This window comes from Marinobacter sp. 1-4A, from assembly GCF_016597725.1.
In the GTDB taxonomy this organism is placed as follows: Bacteria; Pseudomonadota; Gammaproteobacteria; order Pseudomonadales; family Oleiphilaceae; genus Marinobacter.
The window spans coordinates 278,041-294,401 of the sequence record NZ_VCGY01000002.1 but is presented as its reverse complement, the minus strand read 5'-3'; the positions used below and the strand labels follow the sequence as shown (position 1 = coordinate 294,401).

Genomic DNA, 16,361 nt, shown 5'->3' with positions numbered 1-16,361 from the left:
TTACAGGCAGGCGTCAAACAGTCGGCTGGTAAGAACCGGAACGGCGGTTTCAACTCGCAATATGCGCGGCCCCAAATGCACGCTTTGGCACCCTGCCTCTTCCAGCTTGCCTACTTCATAGGGCGTGAACCCGCCCTCCGGCCCGATACACAGCGCAGTTGGCCTGTTCAAGTGTGTAGGGCAGGGCGTAGGTGTGCCCGGGTGTGCAACTAGTGCTTCTTTGCTTTCTAGCAGGGCGGGCAGTTCATCTTCCACAAAAGGTTTGAACAGCTTGCGAATATGCACGCTTGGCATAGCTGTGTCTTTTGCTTGCTCTAACCCAAGAGTAAGGTTTTCTCGCAGGTTGTCACCCGATAGCCACGGTGTTTGCCAAAAGCTTTTTTCCACCTTGTAGCTGTTGATCAGCCAAATGTCTTTGATGCCCAATGTTGCGCTGGTTTGCAGTATGCGGCGGAACATTTTAGGACGAGGCATGGCCAGAATCAGAGTAAGAGGCAAGGGGCGAGGTGGCTGCTGATCCAGCTTAACAATCAATTCAGCTTCGGAGTTTGTGAGCGCTATCACTTCTCCCAGCCCCATCAAACCATTCACTCGACCAACGGGCAATCGATCACCAATAGCGGCACCGAGTATCGACTTTATATGCTCAAGCCTTCGACCCCGAAGTAGCACGCGATCGGGGGCAATAAAATCCTCGTCAAACAGTAAGGCTAGATTCATTCAGAGGGCGACTCGTCCGCTTCTGTTACTTCGCGCACGGCTAGCCTGCCAAACAAAATACCCAGCTCGAACAGAATCCACATGGGTACAGCCAACAGTGTCTGGGAGATAATGTCTGGTGGCGTAAGCATCATGCCAATGACAAAGCAGCCCACCACCACGTAAGGCCGTTTTGCTGCTAAATCTGCAGGTGTTGTTACGCCGCTGAGAATCAGCAAGATGGTGGCAATGGGAATCTCGAAGGCGATTCCGAACGCAAAAAACATTTTCAGCACAAAGTTGAGATAACTGCTGATATCCGGCAGCTCAACAATGCCTTCTGGGCCTATGGCCGTGAAAAAGCCAAACACCAGCGGGAACACCACGAAATACGCAAAAGCGGCGCCCAGGTAGAAGAGAATAACCGACGTGAAGAGCAACGGAAAAGCGAGCCGCTTTTCATGTGCATACAGCCCCGGTGCAACAAAGCTCCAAAGCTGATAGAGAATGATTGGAATGGCGGCAAAAACCGATAAAAACAGCGCCAGTTTCAAGGGTGCGAAAAACGGCGAGGTGATGTCCGTTGCGATCATTGTCTGGCCAATGGGCAGCAATGACCGAATAGGCTCCGATAACCAAAGGTACAATTCGTTGGCAAAGGGGTAGATGGCCGCAAAACAAATAACCACCGCCAGAACCATTTTCAGCAGCCGGTTACGAAGTTCCAACAGGTGCTCAACAAGAGGCATCTCGGGCTGGTGTGCCGTGGTGCTTTGATGGCTTGGCTTTTCGCCATCTGTATTAGCATTCATGAAGGCTTATCCGACGGTTTTTGCAGAGTATCTGACGGAACCGGTTGGCTCTCTTCGGGGGCGGCTAGAGGGTCGTTTTTCGGAGTCTCATCCGTCACGGCTTTGGGACTGGCTGCTGATTTGCCTTCGGGCGTGTCCGACATGATCATGTGTTCGTACTTTTTTGCTTCATCCAGAGCACCGCGTACTGTTTTCTGTACGTCGTCCAGCCCTACATCGCCCGCATCGCGTAGCTCTTTTCTCAGCTCTTCGGCTTTTAACTGGCGGTCAAGCTCGGAAGTGAACTGACTAACCATACGGCGCGCACCGCCAACCCAGCGCCCGGCAGCCCGCGCAGCCGTAGGGAGCCGTTCAGGGCCAAGCACTAACAGAGCAATAACACCGCAAATCAGCAGTTCTAAAAAGCCGATATCAAACATTCTGCTTGGTCTCAGCTTTTGGTTTTGTCCTTGGGCTTATCGTCAGCCGCCTGCCGAGCTTGTCCTTCTTTTGCGCCTTCCAATGAGTCCGGATCGTCTGTTTTGCCATCTTCGTCGTTCATGGATTTTTTGAATCCACGAATGGCGCCACCTAGATCAGTGCCAATGTTGCGTAGTTTCTTGGTCCCGAACAGCAGAATTACGATGCCCAGTACAATAAGAAGTTGCCAAATACTGATGCCCATCAAGGGATCCTCGTTTTTGATGTTTCTGTTGGGCGATATTGTACGCCACCAAAGTAGGTTCGCGGAAACCCCCGTAAGGGGTATTACCGGATTATTCGCTTCGGGAAGCCTTCTCGTCGAGCCCTGAAAGATCAAAGCGACTAGACAACTCATCCAAAACATCCTTCTGGCTAAGGCCTAAGCTAGATAGCATAACCATGCTGTGAAACCAAAGGTCTGCCGTTTCACTAATCACCGCACGGGTCTCTCCAGTATGTTCGGCATCTTTGGCAGCCAATAAAGTCTCGGTGCACTCTTCGCCAACCTTTTCCAGAATTTTGTTCAGGCCTTTGGCGTGCAGGCTAGCGACGTAGGATTTCTCCGGGTCGGCTGATTTACGGGCTTCCAGAACCCGGGTCAGGTTTTCCAGAACATCACTCAATGTGCGCTCTCCTCAGTTGCTGCCATAAATGGCATCAGGATCTTTGATTACGGGCTCAACGCCGACCCACTGGCCATCTTTCAGAGAGCGGTAGAAACAGCTGCGTCGGCCAGTGTGGCAGGCAATGCCACCTTTTTGTTCAACTTTCAGCAATATCACGTCCTCATCGCAGTCGAGGCGGATATCCTTAACAACCTGCTGGTGCCCAGAGGTCTCGCCCTTGCGCCAGAGCTTACCCCGAGACCGTGACCAATAAACCGCCTGACCTTCTTCAGCCGTTAGGCGAAGGGATTCCCGGTTCATCCAAGCCATCATTAGAATGTCACCTGTGGCGGAATCCTGAGCAATAGCGGGAACTAAGCCATCAGCGGTCCAGCGAATGGCTTCAAGCCAATCAGAGCCGTTTACAGTATCGGACATATCTTTCATTTATGTGAATCCTGAGCTGCGCGCCGTGCTGCGGCGCCTCCTTGTCTATTAGCGCCATGCTACCAGAACACCCGCCTCTATTTCGCCCGAAGCAGGTTTAAACCAGGACCTATATACACAAGCCCTGTGACTTTGCCTATAACTTGAGACAGGTGCGGGCTTGATCTGGCTGTTTTTGTAAAACTGGCCGCGAACGCCACCAGCAGCAGGCACCATAGTGTACCCCCAAGCACAAATATTCCGCCTAAAAACAAAAATATTGAAGCGCTATTGGCGCTTTCGGGAGCGACAAACTGTGGAAGGAATGCGAGAAAGAAAATTGCAATCTTGGGGTTCAGCAGGTTAGTGAGAAAGCCTTGGTAAAAAAGCAGTGTCCCTCGCTGAGCTGACACTCCAATAGATGAGTCCGGTTTACGGTGGCTACGCCATGCTTGTATGCCGAGATAAATCAAATAGGCGGCGCCTAGAAGCTTAACCACCGAAAATGCCAGCGCGGAGGTAGCCAATATTGCGGAAAGCCCGATTGCGGCAAAAAGCGTGTGTGCAAGAATACCAGTGCTTACACCTAGTACAGATAACAGTCCGGCAAGGCGCCCCTGCGATATTGTTCTCGCCAAGATGTACATGGTGTCTGGCCCCGGCGTAATCCAGAGTAAAAAGCTTGCGCTAAAAAATAACCAAAATTCATGCGCTTGTAACATTCAAGACTCCCAGTCTGAATCCTTGATTTCTCAGCCAATATAACTGGTAAGACGTTCTTTTCGCCAGAGCGGTTCCTATCGGAGTGCCTATTATTCGAGCGTAATATCAGGGGGCGAGACCTGCCAAATATGAATTAATCGCAACACGGAAAGCGTTGTCAAAGAAAGTTTCCTATGTGAAGGTTATTGCCGATGTCACGGATTACCGTGCACACCGCAAATGGAATATTCCTTTTACATTGGCGGCGATCAGTTTTTTACGCTGCCCATTTAACGCGAGGAAATTGCTATGAATAACGACATCATTGAAGGTAATTGGAAGCAGCTTAAAGGTAAGGTACGCGAGAATTGGGGCAAGTTGACAGACGACGATGTAGATGAAATCGCCGGCCGCCGCGACCACTTTATCGGTAAGGTTCAAGAGAAATACGGCATGAAAAAGGATGAAGCTGAGAAAGAGTGGGAAAAGCTAAAGAACTCCTAAACCCCTAATGCCGTTATGATCATCAAAAGCCGGTACCTGCTTTTCCATAGGTACCGGCTTTTGGGTTACAGACCTCGGAAACCTTCGTGTGAAAAATCAAAAGCGACGAGTAAATGCTCATTTAAAGCCTGATCGCAAAGGCCTTCACTCGAAAAATCTGCACAAGCACGGCTATGATTTTTCATTGCTTGTAGCAAGTTATCCGCCACTCGCCTCCTATGTAAAAGAAAACGCCCATGGCAACCCTTCTATAGAGTTTGCAGATCCGCAGGCCGTGAAGTCTCTAAATGCCGCACTATTGACTCACCATTACGATATTGCTGGTTGGGATATTCCTGAGGGGGCACTTTGCCCGCCCATTCCGGGCAGGGCCGACTACATTCATTACATAGCCGAGCTAGTTGGCACTTCCAAGGCCAAAATCAACTTACTTGATATAGGAACTGGAGCAAATGGAATATACCCAATTTTGGCATGCCAGATATACGGTTGGCACTGTGTGGGTAGTGATATCAATGCTCGCTCACTTGAAAACGTTGCGGCGATTATTGATAGAAACCCTCACCTGAAAGACAGCCTTACACTGCGCATGCAACATGATCAAAACCAGATGTTCGAAGGCATTATCCAGACGGGAGAGTTCTTTGATGTCAGTGTGTGCAATCCGCCATTTCATGCTTCTCAAGATGAAGCAAACAAAGGCAGCCAGCTAAAGCTTAAAAACCTTGCCCGTAATCGTGGTGAGCAACGTACCCAGCCAACATCGCCCACTTTGAATTTTGGTGGCTTAGAGGCGGAGCTCTGGTGTAAAGGCGGTGAACGGTTATTTCTTAAAAAGATGATAAAAGAAAGCAAGGCGTTTTCAAGCCAATGCCGCTGGTTTACAAGTCTGGTTTCAAAAGCGGACAACGTAAAGCCGGCAATCAAACTGATCCGTAAGCTAGGGGCGACGGAGGTTCGGGAAATAGAGATGACGCAGGGGAATAAAATTACGAGGATATTGGCTTGGACATTTACCGACTTGGGCGGATGACTTTGTACGGGCCAGCATCCCCCGCCACGTTCGGCAGTGCGCGCTATTTAAAGCTTACGGGCTTCTCTATCTCGTAAATTGTATCCACGATTTCTTCGACTTTCGTGGAAATAATGGATTGGGCATCGCGCAGCCCCTTGTTGTAAAACAACACGCCAAGCTCTTTCTCGAAAAAATCAATCAAGAATTCGGCATCAAACCCTCCGATGTCTTGATTGAGCTCTTCGGCGAAATAGGACTTCAATTTTGCGACCATGATCTCTTTTTCTGCTCTGCTGAAATCTATCTTGGACAAACCAAACTCCTCCATTGGTTTTTTGCGCGCGGGCTGATGAACGCAGGCTGTGCTACAAATACTGATGATTCGATGCCCAATCATCGCGTGTCATTCGATATAGGCAGGCACCGGCCTGCTGTGAAACTCCCGAGCAGCATAGTCCCGGAATCCTGCCTTCTCAGTTACCCTGATGGAAGCTGTGTTCTCTGGTTCGATCGTGAATTCGTGAGCCAAGCTGCATAGTCCTTCCCGCATTGGGCGCAGCGCCAGTTATGGCTCTCTCGATAGTCGGATGCGGCGAATCCACAAAATGGGCATGGTGCGCTCATTTAAGCCCTCTCACTGAACGAACTTGATGTCTGGTCAAGTGTCGTTACGCCACTCGCTGTGCTTGCGCACCCCCTCGTACTCAAGCCATGGCTCCTCATGTGAAGCCCAAATGTGAGCCTCTGGCCGCAATTTAGGGTCATCATCCAGAGTAGCTACCCGAACGATTACATGCGGTTGCACCGGCCTCTCTGCCACCAAATGAGACCCGCAGTGTTTGCAAAAATGACGCAATTTTCCTGGCGAGGACTCGAACGTAGAAATAGAACCCGTGCCCTTGAGCCAACGGAAATGCTCACGCTTTACGCCAGCCGTAGAGGCAAACGGGGCAGCGTGGGCTTTACGGCAAGTTTTGCAGTGGCAATGCACAATGGGCATATCCACAGAGTCTATTTCGTAACTTATCTCGCCACACAAACAGCTTCCCTTTAGCCCCATGGGGATCTCCTTCTTTATATATGCATAGGCAACCAGCACCGGAGCGCCCTCGAAGGGAACCAATAAGCGGTATGGCTTTGTTGATTGGTTAGCCGCCTGACTATGTATTGCTCACCAACCAGGCTGCAAAAAACAGTGCTCCACTGGTGGCGAATGTGAGTACCGCTAACCCTTTAGGTATCTTTATCTTATCTCTTGCCACCCCTCTGATGGTGCCATGCAACAGAACTAAAATGAAAAAAGATACGATGACCCATGTGCCCAGAGAGATCAAACGATCGAAAGGGTCAGTGTTTTTTATAAAAATCGTCACTGTCATTGCGGCCATGATCAGCACAAAGCCAGTCATCATAATGGCGTCAAACGCAGAGTATCTATTTTTCATATCGGTGAGACACAATGATCCTGTAGGAAAGCCCTATACAGAGCCCGGACCAAAGCCGCAATTAAAAAAGACTGCGTTGGGCCTGCGATGGTTATGCACTTGACTCTGACCAGACGGCATATTCATTGCCATTTGGATCACTGAAATGAAAACGGCGACCACCCGGGAATGGGAAAATATCCTTGACGATTTTTCCGCCACACAACTTTACCTTCTCGAGAGTTGCTTCCAAGTCAGTGCTGAAAAGGACGACCAGTACACTTCCAATACCCGTTGTGGCTACACTGTCTGACTTGAAAAACCCACCATCCAGTCCCGCGTTCTCGATCGCTACGTAATCGGGGCCGTAGTCCACAAACGTCCATCCAAATGCATCACCAAAGAACCTTTTAGTGGCTGCAATGTCCCTGGCTGGAACCTCAACATAATTGATCTTTCCGGTTTCTTTCACTGCTTCCTCCTTGGTGCATGGCCTGAACCTACTTAAGCGACTTGCTACACATTCACCGAGTACTTGAGGTCACGCGCCTCATCACCTGTCATGCCTCGAAAGCCCCAACAGTGAGCAGGTTGCTCCTTAATTGTCACTTCGACATCGACTGGTGATATACCGACCACCGTTTCGATCTTGTTGAAGAGCTCCTTGATCAAAGCCTTTTGGGTCTCCGGAGCTCGCCCCTGCATCATGTTGATCTCTATGACGGTATAAGCTGGCGTCCTGCCGCCCGGATAATAGAAGTCCTCGGCATCTAGTGGGATGAAGCGGTGTGCCCGCTTGTCTTCCGGCATGCCGAGTACGGACTGCATGCACCCGTGAATGACCTCGGAGAGTTGAGCTTTGATCGGGTTCAGGTGTTCCTTAATACCATAAATGATAATCACGATGCCTCCTGCAATGTGTAAGGTTTGGAGTTTGGTTGATCAATCCTAAAAAGGTACCGGAAGCCACCTTTCTCTTTTAGCGACTACCTCGCATAACCAGTACGCCCGCTCCAGCAAGCAGCGCCCATGTCCAGATTGGCGCATTCTCTGCCCATTCACTAGCTTCTGGTTGGGTTCCGATAATGGCTGCTGCGATAAGGGCTACGGCGGCGATGCCCCGGCGCCAGCGACGGTCGGTTCTGCGCTGTTGTTCCCGAAGCAAGGCTAGGGTGTCTTGATTTTGTTTTTCGGTGGGGCCGGCGCCGCGTAATTGTAGCAGTGCGTCGTGAACCAGTTGCGGCATTTCTGGTGATTGTTCTAGCCATGCGGGTAAGTGGGTTTGTAGGGATTTGATCAGGCCCGAGGGGCCAATCCGCTTGCGCATCCATTTTTCTAAAAATGGCTGGGCGGTGCTCCACAGGTCAAGTTCCGGGTACAGCTGGCGGCCTAGGCCTTCTACGTTAAGAAGGGTTTTTTGCAGCAGAACCAGTTGCGGCTGCACTTCCATATCAAACCGCCGAGCGGTCTGGAACAGGCGTAGCAGAAAGTGGCCGAAGGAAATGTCCTTCAGTGGCTTTTCGAATATCGGTTCGCACACAGTACGAATGGCGGCTTCGAATTCATTCACTCGTGTCTCTGGCGGAACCCAACCAGACTGGATGTGAAGCTGCGCCACTTGCCGGTAATCCCGGCGGAAGAAGGCCAGCAGGTTACGCGCTAGGTAGCTTTGGTCATCGGGCGCCAAGGTGCCCACAATGCCAAAGTCGATGGCGATGTATTTCGGGTCGGCTGGGTTGGAAACGTCTACAAAAATATTGCCGGGGTGCATGTCAGCGTGGAAAAAGCTGTCCCGGAATACTTGGGTAAAGAAAATCTCGACGCCTTTTTCTGCCAGCACTTTGAGATCCACACCCGCAGCCTTTAAGGCCGGAACATCGGCAATGGGGATGCCGTGGATACGTTCCATTACCATGACAGTTTTGCGGGTGTAATCCCAGTCTATAAAGGGGATGTAGATCAGCGAAGAGTTGTCGAAGTTACGGCGCAACTGGCTCGCGTTGGCGGCTTCCCGCTGTAAATCCAGCTCGTCGTGAATGGTGGAGTCGTAATCCGCTACCACCTCGACCGGGTGCAAGCGCTTGCCTTCTGTCCAGTACTTTTCCAGCAGGTTGGCCATGAGGTACATCAGGGCGAGGTCTTGTCGAATCACTTTTTCGATACCGGGGCGTAGCACTTTCACCACAACTTCTTGGCCATTCATCAGCGTGGCGGCATGCACTTGTGCCACTGAAGCGGAGGCTAGCGGATCTGCACCGAACTCTTTGAACAGTTCCTCTACCGGGGCTCCGAGGGAGGTTTCAATAATGTTGCGGGCCACATCGCTGGGGAACGGCGGCACGCGGTCCTGAAGGGTTTTGAGTGATGCTGCCATGTCGTCTGGTAACAGATCACGGCGGGTCGACAGTATTTGGCCGAACTTTACGAATACCGGCCCAAGTTCTTCCAGCGCCAAGCGCAGGCGATCACCACGGCTAAGCTTGGGTTGCGGAAATAGATGCCAGGGGGCCAGTAAAAAAAACACTTTCAGTGGTGCGGGAAGCTCTGACATGGGCAAAAATGTGTCTAGCCGATAGCGGCAGAATACCCAGGAAATGCGAATCAGGCGTTGCAGGCGGGTCACGGAGTCTCCGGTTTGTCAGTATGGCTACGGCTTTCGATCTGGCTTACGCGTGCTTCAAGGCGCTCAAGGTGTAGGCTGAGGGAGTCAATGTCCTCAAATGTGGCCTCCAGTTCGCGGCGGCCGGGCAGGGCTCGGCTTTCTTCGTGCACGTATTCCTCGATGTTGGCGTTCAGTGTTGTGAATGCCTGACGGCTCCAGGCCACTGCGTTGCGAATACGTTTGCCGATAAAATGGGCTGGTACATCACCGATGTGCTTCGCCATGGCTGCTTCCCAGTCTGGGTTAAGCTGGTCCAGAGCACGTTGAAACTGGTGCGCCAGTGCGGTATCGCCGGTGACATGGAGGCGATTATCCGAGAATACACGGCTGTCCCCTGTGGCCAGTGCCGCGAAAGCCAATGGCTTGCCGCTGATGTCCAGAGCCGGGTTATCGGTTGGCTGTCCGTGTACCTGCACTCGACTGCCAACTCTGTGCAGTGAGCAGGTTAGGGCAAGTGGGTCGGTGATGCGGAACTGTACCGGCCCTTCAAGGGCATCCAATAGCGATTTCTGGCCGGCGGGGTCCAGTTCAAGCGCGTGGTTCAGTGCCCGCTCGATTATGGCGGTTATCGCCGTAAGCAGGGTCGGGCCGGGGAACATCAGGGTTTAATCCCCACGTGCAGGGCAACAATGCCGCCGGTCATGTTGTAGTACTTGCAGTTCACCAAGCCTGCGTCTTCCATCATGCTTTTTAGGGTGTCTTGATCCGGATGCATGCGGATGGACTCGGCTAGGTACTTGTAGCTTTCACTGTCGCCGGCAATAAGTTGGCCCATTAGGGGCAGAGCGGTAAACGAGTATGTATCGTAGGCTTTACTGAGCAGTGGATTGGTGGGTTTGGAGAACTCCAACACCATCAGTTTTCCGCCGGGCTTGAGTACGCGGGTCATATCCCGCAGAGCCTGATCCTTGTCAGTTACATTGCGCAGGCCAAAGGCAATGGATACGGCGTTGAAGTTGTTGTCCGGAAAGGGCAGATGTTCCGCATCGGCTTGCACATACTCAATGTTGCCAGCGTAACCCCGGTCGGTTAGGCGGCTGCGCCCAACTTGCAGCATGGAGGCGTTTATGTCGGCAAGTACTACTTTGCCGTCGCGGCCTACCAAATCAGAGAACTTCATGGTCAGATCACCGGTACCGCCCGCAATATCCAGCACTTGATGGCCGGGGCGCACGCCGGAGAGCTCAATGGTAAAACGCTTCCATAGCCGGTGTACGCCCATAGACATTAGATCGTTCATCAGGTCGTATTTGCCCGCGACGCTGTGAAATACTTCGGCTACCTGGCTGGCTTTTTGGCTTTTGGCCACATTGCGAAAACCAAAATGGGTAACGTCGTCTTGGCCATTACCGGGAGTGGTCGGCGTTTGTTGCTCGCTCATTGGGCATGTCCTGTCAGAAACTGAATCTCGTATTCTAACGCTTGATGGGGTTGCTACAAGGGTGGCTACAGGTTAAATACCGCCTTACACTGTAAAACCGTTTAAATTTGAAGAGAAAACTGACTCATGTCTGTAATTGATGTACATCGCGCCCACACTCTTGATAAAGAACATGCCCGCGAGGCGGCCGAATCGCTTGCTGAGGACCTCTCCAGCAAGTTCGAGCTTAACTACCAGTGGGAAGGGGATCAGCTCAAGTTCAAACGCTCGGGAGTTAAAGGCCATCTGAATATTACCAACGACGACCTACACGTGCATTTGGAGCTGGGCATGCTGCTGCGCCCCTTCAAATCACGAATTGAGCAAGAGATTCACAGCCAGTTGGATCAAATTTTAAAAGCCTAAAGCGCCTGCTGTTGATTTATAGGTCGCCCGGGAGCGTAAAGGGCTGCGGGTGACCGCTTAGGATATTGTTCATAACCTGCTGCTCCCGGGTTACCAGTCGATCAATCAGTACGTCCACTTTATCCATTTTCCGGAATGCTGAATAACCCCGGTGAAGGAAGTTGTGCAGATCACTCAGGTCGGCCATTTCCGCTGGCGTTCGGCTTATTGAAAGGAGCCAGCCCAGCGTTCGGTTACGCACGTAGCGGTCAAGCTTTTGCCCCACCTCACCGACCAGCATCACTTGTTTTTTGCGCTGTTCCAGCTTTTGGCTGGCGCGATATGCCTCGCAGTAGTGTTCTGTAGTGACAGATCTTGCGGGGATATTGCGTTCTTCAAACAATTCCGCCAATTCGAGATCCAGCTGCTGGGTAATTAAGTTGAGTTCTACCAGCCCGGCAAGCACTTCGAGCTGTTGGTCTGGCAGCCACTTGACCATTTTGGGGAACACCCGGTCTATATTGTCGTCACGGCGGGTCATGCTGGCGGGTGCGTAAAGATCAGTGAGTAGAAATTCCAGCCCTTCGTGGTAGCCGGGGTGCTGATACAAATCCAGATGGGTGGATTTCAGGCGTTCGGCTTGCCAAGCGGCAACCACGAAGGTGGTGTCGAGCAACCGATGGTTTGCTTTATGTTTCCGGAAATCGTGATATTCCAATAAAAGCTGCTGTAGGCGATGGGCGCTTTCTGAGCGCACGTCTGTGCCAACAAGGCGCTCACGGTACATGGTGCCAACTCCGGTCGTTCTGCGTAAAGGCGCATAGTTTACCGGAGGCAGTGAGGGTGTGCAGCAGCCCGGTCATTGCCGGGCGCTGATTTTGGAGGCTTGCTTGGTTTTAGCCTTGAGCGGCAGCGGGCAAGGACTCAAAACCCGGTAACCATTCTTTGCTGTCGAGGGTTACAAAATGGCTAGGTGCCTGTGTTTCGATTATGCGCATAGTGGTTGGGCTTTGCCGTGCACTGGCTAGCATGGCCGGCCGATCCAGAATCCGATCTACGCCTGGTATCAAAAAGGTACCGTGACGCACATGCTTGTATACGTCGGTATCGGTGCGCTGCATCCAATCAAGTATATTCTCAATGTTGCGCACAATCGTAAGATGGTCGCGAGTTGAATAAAACAGCTTGCCCAATAGCTGTCTTTTGCGCGGATTCATTTTTCCGAAGAACGTTTGGCCGTAAGCAGACGAGGGTGCGCTGTTGATCAGGCGGATCAACCAAGGCCACATGCCGTGGCTTACGGGTTCCAAAAGAGCTGATACCAGTGGGTGAATTTTGCCCTGAGGCAGGGCTGGTGCTTCAAGAACTACTTCTAAGTCTTCGTACAGTTCCGGGCGCTGCTTTATCGCTTCAAGAATCACGGCACCGCCTCGCGAATGGCCGTGAATACGCACGTTTTGAGTACTTGGAAGGTTAGTCAGGGCCTGATTTAGAATGCAAGCATCGTACTCAATAGTGCCTTCCAGGCGCTTGATCGGCACTTCCCATTCGGGCGTTTCCGGCGTCACACCGTTTACCGGGATATGGTAGTTGCTACAGGTGAGCAGGATTAGCTCGGTTGTGGGTGCGTCGTAGGTTTGCGTGAAATAGCAATGGTTTTCAAGAAAGCCATGCACACCAATAACTGTGTGCTTTGCCTCGCCGCTGTGATTGCGAACAGAAACCGCACCTTCGCCAACACGGTATACGCGCCCTGAAAACATCTCTGAATAGGCGCTATCGATCGGTCTGATCAGCTTGCGAATATGGCTTGCTTTCATACTGCCTCTCCTCCCAGCACGGCGGTTGCCTGTTTTTAGAGTTAGGTCTTTTGACCTTGATTGTGCTGGTGATCTAAGTTGTACCCTCATTCGGCCCGATCGTTATTGGCGCTGGCAACGCAGCATTTGCTGTTCCATGGCCAACCGAGACCGGCTTGGGTTGTGTAATAACTATTACATCAAGTCTTATAACCAGTATAGGGATAAGGCATATCTAAGTGTAAAATTTTGTAATATTGCGCGTTGTGGAGCCGCTGGAGTATGTCTGGCACAATGCCTGACTCTGTACTTTTCACTTCACCACTTCCGGGGATGTTTGGGTTTGAGTCACGAGCAAACGCACCTCATGCTTCCTACGGATTCAGCCTGGCTGGCGCTGGAAAACCCTCGTAACCCCATGACTATTACGGTCATGATGCGGGTCGATGGTCTGACCGCGCCCCGGATGCGAGAGTTTTTACGGGTTTACTGGATGGCCTGGGAGCGCTTTCGGTGCATGCCGGTTAAACGGGCGCCTAGTTGGTGGTGGGAGCAAGATCCGGTTTTTGATCTTGGGCATCATCTCGATGTGGTACTTGACCGCTTCACAGAATCCGAACTCCAAGACTGGGTTTCTGCCAGAATAAATCAGCCTTTACCTGCGTATCGCCCCCTTTGGAAATTCTGGTTGGCGCCTAATGCGGAGGGCGGCTCTGCGCTCTTGCTTCGAATACATCACTGCTATGCCGACGGAGTGTCATTAACAGGCATTTTTGACAGCCTTTGCCCAGCATCGCCGCAACAGCACCCAGCCCTATACGGAGCGCATCAAACTGAGGGATTTGCCCCTTGGGTGGCCGCAGCAAAAGGCCGACTCGAAGGCATGGTAACGGCCGATACGAGCCCAGACTCTGTCGCCGAAGAGCGGACTGGCGCAGACGGTAATCGTCAGGAGCACACTGGTCGTTGGTTGGACCAGCTGACTCGCACTGGTTTGAAGCTGGTTAACGAGTTCACGGATTTTTTAGCGGAACCCGAGGATACGCCATCCGACCTCAAACGCCCGTTATTGGGACAGCGTCATTGCCGGTGGTCGGTGCCGGTTCCACTCGATCGGTTTCGGTCCATCGCCAAAGCGATGAATGTCACTATCAACGATGTGCTCCTCAGTTGTGTGGCGGCTGCGGTGCGGCCTCGGCTTGGGGTTTCCGGCAAGACGCTGGATGATGCTGTGATGCACGCCGCCGTTCCCATCGATATTCGCAGCCGCTTACCCGATGACCTACAGCCAGAGCCCTGCGCTCTTGGTAATTATTTCGGCACGGTGTTTGTGCCTCTGCCGGTGGATGGCGAAAGTGCTCCGGAACGGGTGTATCGCATTAAGCAGGAAACCCGTCGGCTTAAGAAAAGTTGGCAGCCCGGGATAGCTTGGGGCGTTGCTGCTTGTGCCTCGTTGATTCCCGAACCCCTGCGCCAGCCGTTATCTGATGTTTTCTACCGCAAGGCCAGCGCCGTGGTGTCAAACGTTCCCGGCACGCCTGAATCACGCTATATAGCCGGTTGTCGCATTAAAGAGCAGATGTTCTGGGTGCCACAAGCTGGTGATATCGGGCTGGGGGTCAGCATTGTGAGCTATGCCGGGCAGGTTCAGTTTGGCGTTGTGGCAGACGAAGCGGTATTGAACGATCCTCAAGAGTTTTTGAAAGACTGTTTGCGAGAATTGTCGGAGCTTTCATAGCCTCCTTAATGCTCATAGCTCCCAAGTGGTTCACCTATTGTTGTTTGAGGTCTACAGTGATTGGGTAAACGCGTACTACCGCGTAGTCATTCATAAGCACAACAAGAGGTGGCGACCATGATTTATGCACAACCTGGAAAAGACGGTTCCGTTGTTTCTTTCAAGTCCCGTTACGAGAATTACATCGGTGGTGAATGGGTGGCTCCGGTTAAGGGCCAGTACTTTGAAAACATAACCCCGGTTACCGGCGCTGTTATTTGCGATATCCCCCGCTCCTCCGCTGAAGATATTGATCTTGCTCTTGATGCGGCGCACAAAGCCGCACCGGCTTGGGGTAGAACCTCTCCGGCAGAGCGCTCAAATATTCTGCTTAAAATTGCTGACCGAATTGAAGCGAATCTCGAAAAATTGGCAGTTGCGGAAACTTGGGATAATGGCAAGGCAGTTCGTGAAACCCTAAATGCGGATATACCTCTGGCGGCAGACCACTTCCGCTATTTTGCCGGTTGTATTCGGGCACAAGAAGGGCACATGGGTGAGATTGACCATAACACGGTGGCCTATCATTTCCATGAACCCCTTGGTGTGGTTGGGCAGATTATTCCGTGGAATTTCCCGATACTGATGGCGGCGTGGAAGCTTGGCCCTTGTTTGGCGGCCGGTAACTGCACCGTACTCAAACCAGCAGAGCAGACACCAGCCAGTATTCTGGTATTGATGGAGATCATTGGTGACCTATTGCCACCGGGCGTTATCAACATTGTTAACGGCTATGGCATCGAAGCGGGTGAGGCGCTGGCGACCAGCAAGCGCATCGCCAAAATTGCCTTTACTGGCTCTACGCCCGTGGGTTCGCACATTCTCAAATGCGCTGCAGAAAACATTATCCCTTCAACAGTCGAGTTGGGTGGCAAGTCTCCCAATATCTATTTCTCGGATGTTATGAAGGCCGAGCCTGAATTTGTGAACAAGTGTGTAGAAGGTCTGGTGCTGGCTTTCTTCAATCAGGGTGAGGTGTGCACCTGCCCATCTCGGGCGCTGGTGCAGGAGGATATGTTCGAAGAGTTTATGCAGAAGGTGGTTGAGCGCACCAAGACCATCAAGCGTGGTAACCCGCTGGATACCGATGTGCAGGTGGGTGCTCAGGCCAGTAAAGAGCAGTACGACAAGATCATGTCTTACCTTGAAATTGGCAAGCAGGAAGGCGCCGTTGTACTTACTGGGGGGGCCAAGGAAGAAATGGGCGCCGAGTTCAAAGACGGGTTCTACATCCAGCCCACCCTGTTTAAGGGTGATAACAAGATGCGGGTCTTCCAAGAAGAGATCTTTGGCCCGGTGGTCGGTGTAACCACGTTCAAAACCGAAGAAGAGGCGGTGGCTATTGCCAACGACACAGACTTCGGCCTGGGTGCCGGTGTTTGGACCCGCGACACCAACCGCGCCTATCGTGTGGGCCGCAACATTCAGGCTGGCCGCGTATGGATGAACTGCTATCACGCCTATCCCGCGCACGCAGCCTTTGGCGGTTATAAGAAGTCCGGCGTAGGCCGTGAAACCCACAAAATGGCGTTGGACCACTATCAGCAAACCAAGTGCATGCTAACCAGTTACGACATTAACCCTCTGGGTTTTTTCTAAACCTGCCCTAGCAAACAGGCCCATGCACGTGCGTGGGCCTTTCATTGATCTGACCTCCCTTTCTTGAAGCCCTCGCGTAAGACGTTCTTACAGACAATGGCACCTCCTCC

General features: G+C 52.0%; 22 protein-coding genes. 5 read left to right on the top strand and 17 right to left on the bottom strand.

Annotation, left to right across the window (positions count from 1 at the left end; translation table 11 throughout):
- The 7 genes from FE845_RS05075 to FE845_RS05045 form a co-directional block, all read right to left on the bottom strand.
- Nucleotides 1-720 carry a 16S rRNA (uracil(1498)-N(3))-methyltransferase gene (locus FE845_RS05075; RefSeq protein ID WP_200362115.1) on the bottom strand — a complete coding sequence of 240 codons (720 nt, stop codon included), beginning with the start codon at nt 718-720 and terminating at the stop codon, nt 1-3.
- Entirely contained in the window at nt 717-1,511 is a 795-nt protein-coding gene (gene tatC, locus FE845_RS05070) for a twin-arginine translocase subunit TatC (protein WP_200362114.1), read from the bottom strand. The genes FE845_RS05075 and tatC overlap by 4 nt, the downstream gene beginning before the upstream one ends.
- Nucleotides 1,508-1,930 (bottom strand): Sec-independent protein translocase protein TatB, encoded by a 423-nt coding sequence (gene tatB / locus FE845_RS05065; RefSeq protein ID WP_200362113.1) that lies wholly within the window; start codon nt 1,928-1,930, stop codon nt 1,508-1,510. Before tatB ends, tatC begins: the two co-directional genes overlap by 4 nt.
- An 11-nt stretch (nt 1,931-1,941) precedes the next feature.
- Nucleotides 1,942-2,175 (bottom strand): twin-arginine translocase TatA/TatE family subunit, encoded by a 234-nt coding sequence (tatA, locus tag FE845_RS05060; RefSeq protein ID WP_200362112.1) that lies wholly within the window; start codon nt 2,173-2,175, stop codon nt 1,942-1,944.
- 91 nt (nt 2,176-2,266) lie between these two features.
- Nucleotides 2,267-2,596 carry a phosphoribosyl-ATP diphosphatase gene (locus FE845_RS05055; protein ID WP_200362111.1) on the bottom strand — a complete coding sequence of 110 codons (330 nt, stop codon included), beginning with the start codon at nt 2,594-2,596 and terminating at the stop codon, nt 2,267-2,269.
- Nucleotides 2,597-2,608: 12 nt separating this feature from the next.
- Nucleotides 2,609-3,025: a phosphoribosyl-AMP cyclohydrolase gene (gene hisI, locus FE845_RS05050; protein ID WP_200362110.1), complete on the bottom strand. Its 417-nt coding sequence runs from the start codon at nt 3,023-3,025 to the stop codon at nt 2,609-2,611.
- 77 nt (nt 3,026-3,102) lie between these two features.
- Nucleotides 3,103-3,726 carry a LysE family translocator gene (locus FE845_RS05045; protein WP_200362109.1) on the bottom strand — a complete coding sequence of 208 codons (624 nt, stop codon included), beginning with the start codon at nt 3,724-3,726 and terminating at the stop codon, nt 3,103-3,105.
- Nucleotides 3,727-4,015: 289 nt separating this feature from the next.
- Between FE845_RS05045 and FE845_RS05040 the strand changes: the two genes are divergently transcribed.
- Both FE845_RS05040 and rlmF read left to right on the top strand, forming a co-directional pair.
- A complete protein-coding gene (locus FE845_RS05040; protein WP_200362108.1) occupies nt 4,016-4,210 on the top strand; it encodes a CsbD family protein in 195 nt (64 codons plus the stop codon).
- An 88-nt stretch (nt 4,211-4,298) separates the two neighbouring features.
- On the top strand, nt 4,299-5,243 hold the full coding sequence (rlmF, locus tag FE845_RS05035; protein ID WP_200362107.1) for a 23S rRNA (adenine(1618)-N(6))-methyltransferase RlmF: 945 nt from the start codon (nt 4,299-4,301) through the stop codon (nt 5,241-5,243).
- Between the two features lie 43 nt (nt 5,244-5,286).
- On the opposite strand, the gene FE845_RS05030 is transcribed toward rlmF, so the two are convergent.
- The 8 genes from FE845_RS05030 to ubiE form a co-directional block, all read right to left on the bottom strand.
- Nucleotides 5,287-5,538 carry a DUF2164 domain-containing protein gene (locus FE845_RS05030; RefSeq protein ID WP_200362106.1) on the bottom strand — a complete coding sequence of 84 codons (252 nt, stop codon included), beginning with the start codon at nt 5,536-5,538 and terminating at the stop codon, nt 5,287-5,289.
- Nucleotides 5,539-5,883: 345 nt separating this feature from the next.
- Nucleotides 5,884-6,285: a GFA family protein gene (locus FE845_RS05025; RefSeq protein ID WP_200362105.1), complete on the bottom strand. Its 402-nt coding sequence runs from the start codon at nt 6,283-6,285 to the stop codon at nt 5,884-5,886.
- A 100-nt stretch (nt 6,286-6,385) separates the two neighbouring features.
- Nucleotides 6,386-6,670, bottom strand: a complete 285-nt coding sequence (locus FE845_RS05020) for a hypothetical protein (RefSeq protein ID WP_200362104.1) — start codon at nt 6,668-6,670, stop codon at nt 6,386-6,388.
- A gap of 91 nt (nt 6,671-6,761) precedes the next feature.
- On the bottom strand, nt 6,762-7,121 hold the full coding sequence (locus FE845_RS05015) for a VOC family protein (protein ID WP_200362103.1): 360 nt from the start codon (nt 7,119-7,121) through the stop codon (nt 6,762-6,764).
- Between the two features lie 44 nt (nt 7,122-7,165).
- Nucleotides 7,166-7,552, bottom strand: a complete 387-nt coding sequence (locus FE845_RS05010) for a tautomerase family protein (protein WP_200362102.1) — start codon at nt 7,550-7,552, stop codon at nt 7,166-7,168.
- Nucleotides 7,553-7,628: 76 nt separating this feature from the next.
- The gene (gene ubiB, locus FE845_RS05005) at nt 7,629-9,272 is read right to left on the bottom strand and encodes a ubiquinone biosynthesis regulatory protein kinase UbiB (RefSeq protein WP_200362101.1); all 1,644 of its coding nucleotides are present in this window, start codon (nt 9,270-9,272) and stop codon (nt 7,629-7,631) included.
- Complete coding sequence (locus FE845_RS05000) at nt 9,269-9,910, bottom strand: SCP2 domain-containing protein (protein ID WP_200362100.1); 642 nt, start codon at nt 9,908-9,910, stop codon at nt 9,269-9,271. The genes ubiB and FE845_RS05000 overlap by 4 nt, the downstream gene beginning before the upstream one ends.
- On the bottom strand, nt 9,910-10,692 hold the full coding sequence (gene ubiE / locus FE845_RS04995; RefSeq protein ID WP_200362099.1) for a bifunctional demethylmenaquinone methyltransferase/2-methoxy-6-polyprenyl-1,4-benzoquinol methylase UbiE: 783 nt from the start codon (nt 10,690-10,692) through the stop codon (nt 9,910-9,912). The genes FE845_RS05000 and ubiE overlap by 1 nt, the downstream gene beginning before the upstream one ends.
- Before the next feature lie 126 nt (nt 10,693-10,818).
- Here ubiE and FE845_RS04990 point away from each other — a divergent pair, with 126 nt between their 5' ends.
- The gene (locus FE845_RS04990; RefSeq protein WP_200362098.1) at nt 10,819-11,097 is read left to right on the top strand and encodes a polyhydroxyalkanoic acid system family protein; all 279 of its coding nucleotides are present in this window, start codon (nt 10,819-10,821) and stop codon (nt 11,095-11,097) included.
- Between the two features lie 16 nt (nt 11,098-11,113).
- Here the strand turns inward: FE845_RS04990 and FE845_RS04985 are convergent, their stop codons facing one another.
- Complete coding sequence (locus FE845_RS04985) at nt 11,114-11,863, bottom strand: FFLEELY motif protein (protein WP_200362097.1); 750 nt, start codon at nt 11,861-11,863, stop codon at nt 11,114-11,116.
- 109 nt (nt 11,864-11,972) lie between these two features.
- Entirely contained in the window at nt 11,973-12,896 is a 924-nt protein-coding gene (locus tag FE845_RS04980; RefSeq protein ID WP_200362096.1) for an alpha/beta hydrolase, read from the bottom strand.
- Between the two features lie 322 nt (nt 12,897-13,218).
- Between FE845_RS04980 and FE845_RS04975 the strand changes: the two genes are divergently transcribed.
- A complete protein-coding gene (locus tag FE845_RS04975; protein ID WP_227714091.1) occupies nt 13,219-14,613 on the top strand; it encodes a WS/DGAT domain-containing protein in 1,395 nt (464 codons plus the stop codon).
- 117 nt (nt 14,614-14,730) lie between these two features.
- The gene (locus FE845_RS04970) at nt 14,731-16,251 is read left to right on the top strand and encodes an aldehyde dehydrogenase family protein (RefSeq protein ID WP_200362095.1); all 1,521 of its coding nucleotides are present in this window, start codon (nt 14,731-14,733) and stop codon (nt 16,249-16,251) included.
- Nucleotides 16,252-16,361: the final 110 nt, after the last annotated feature.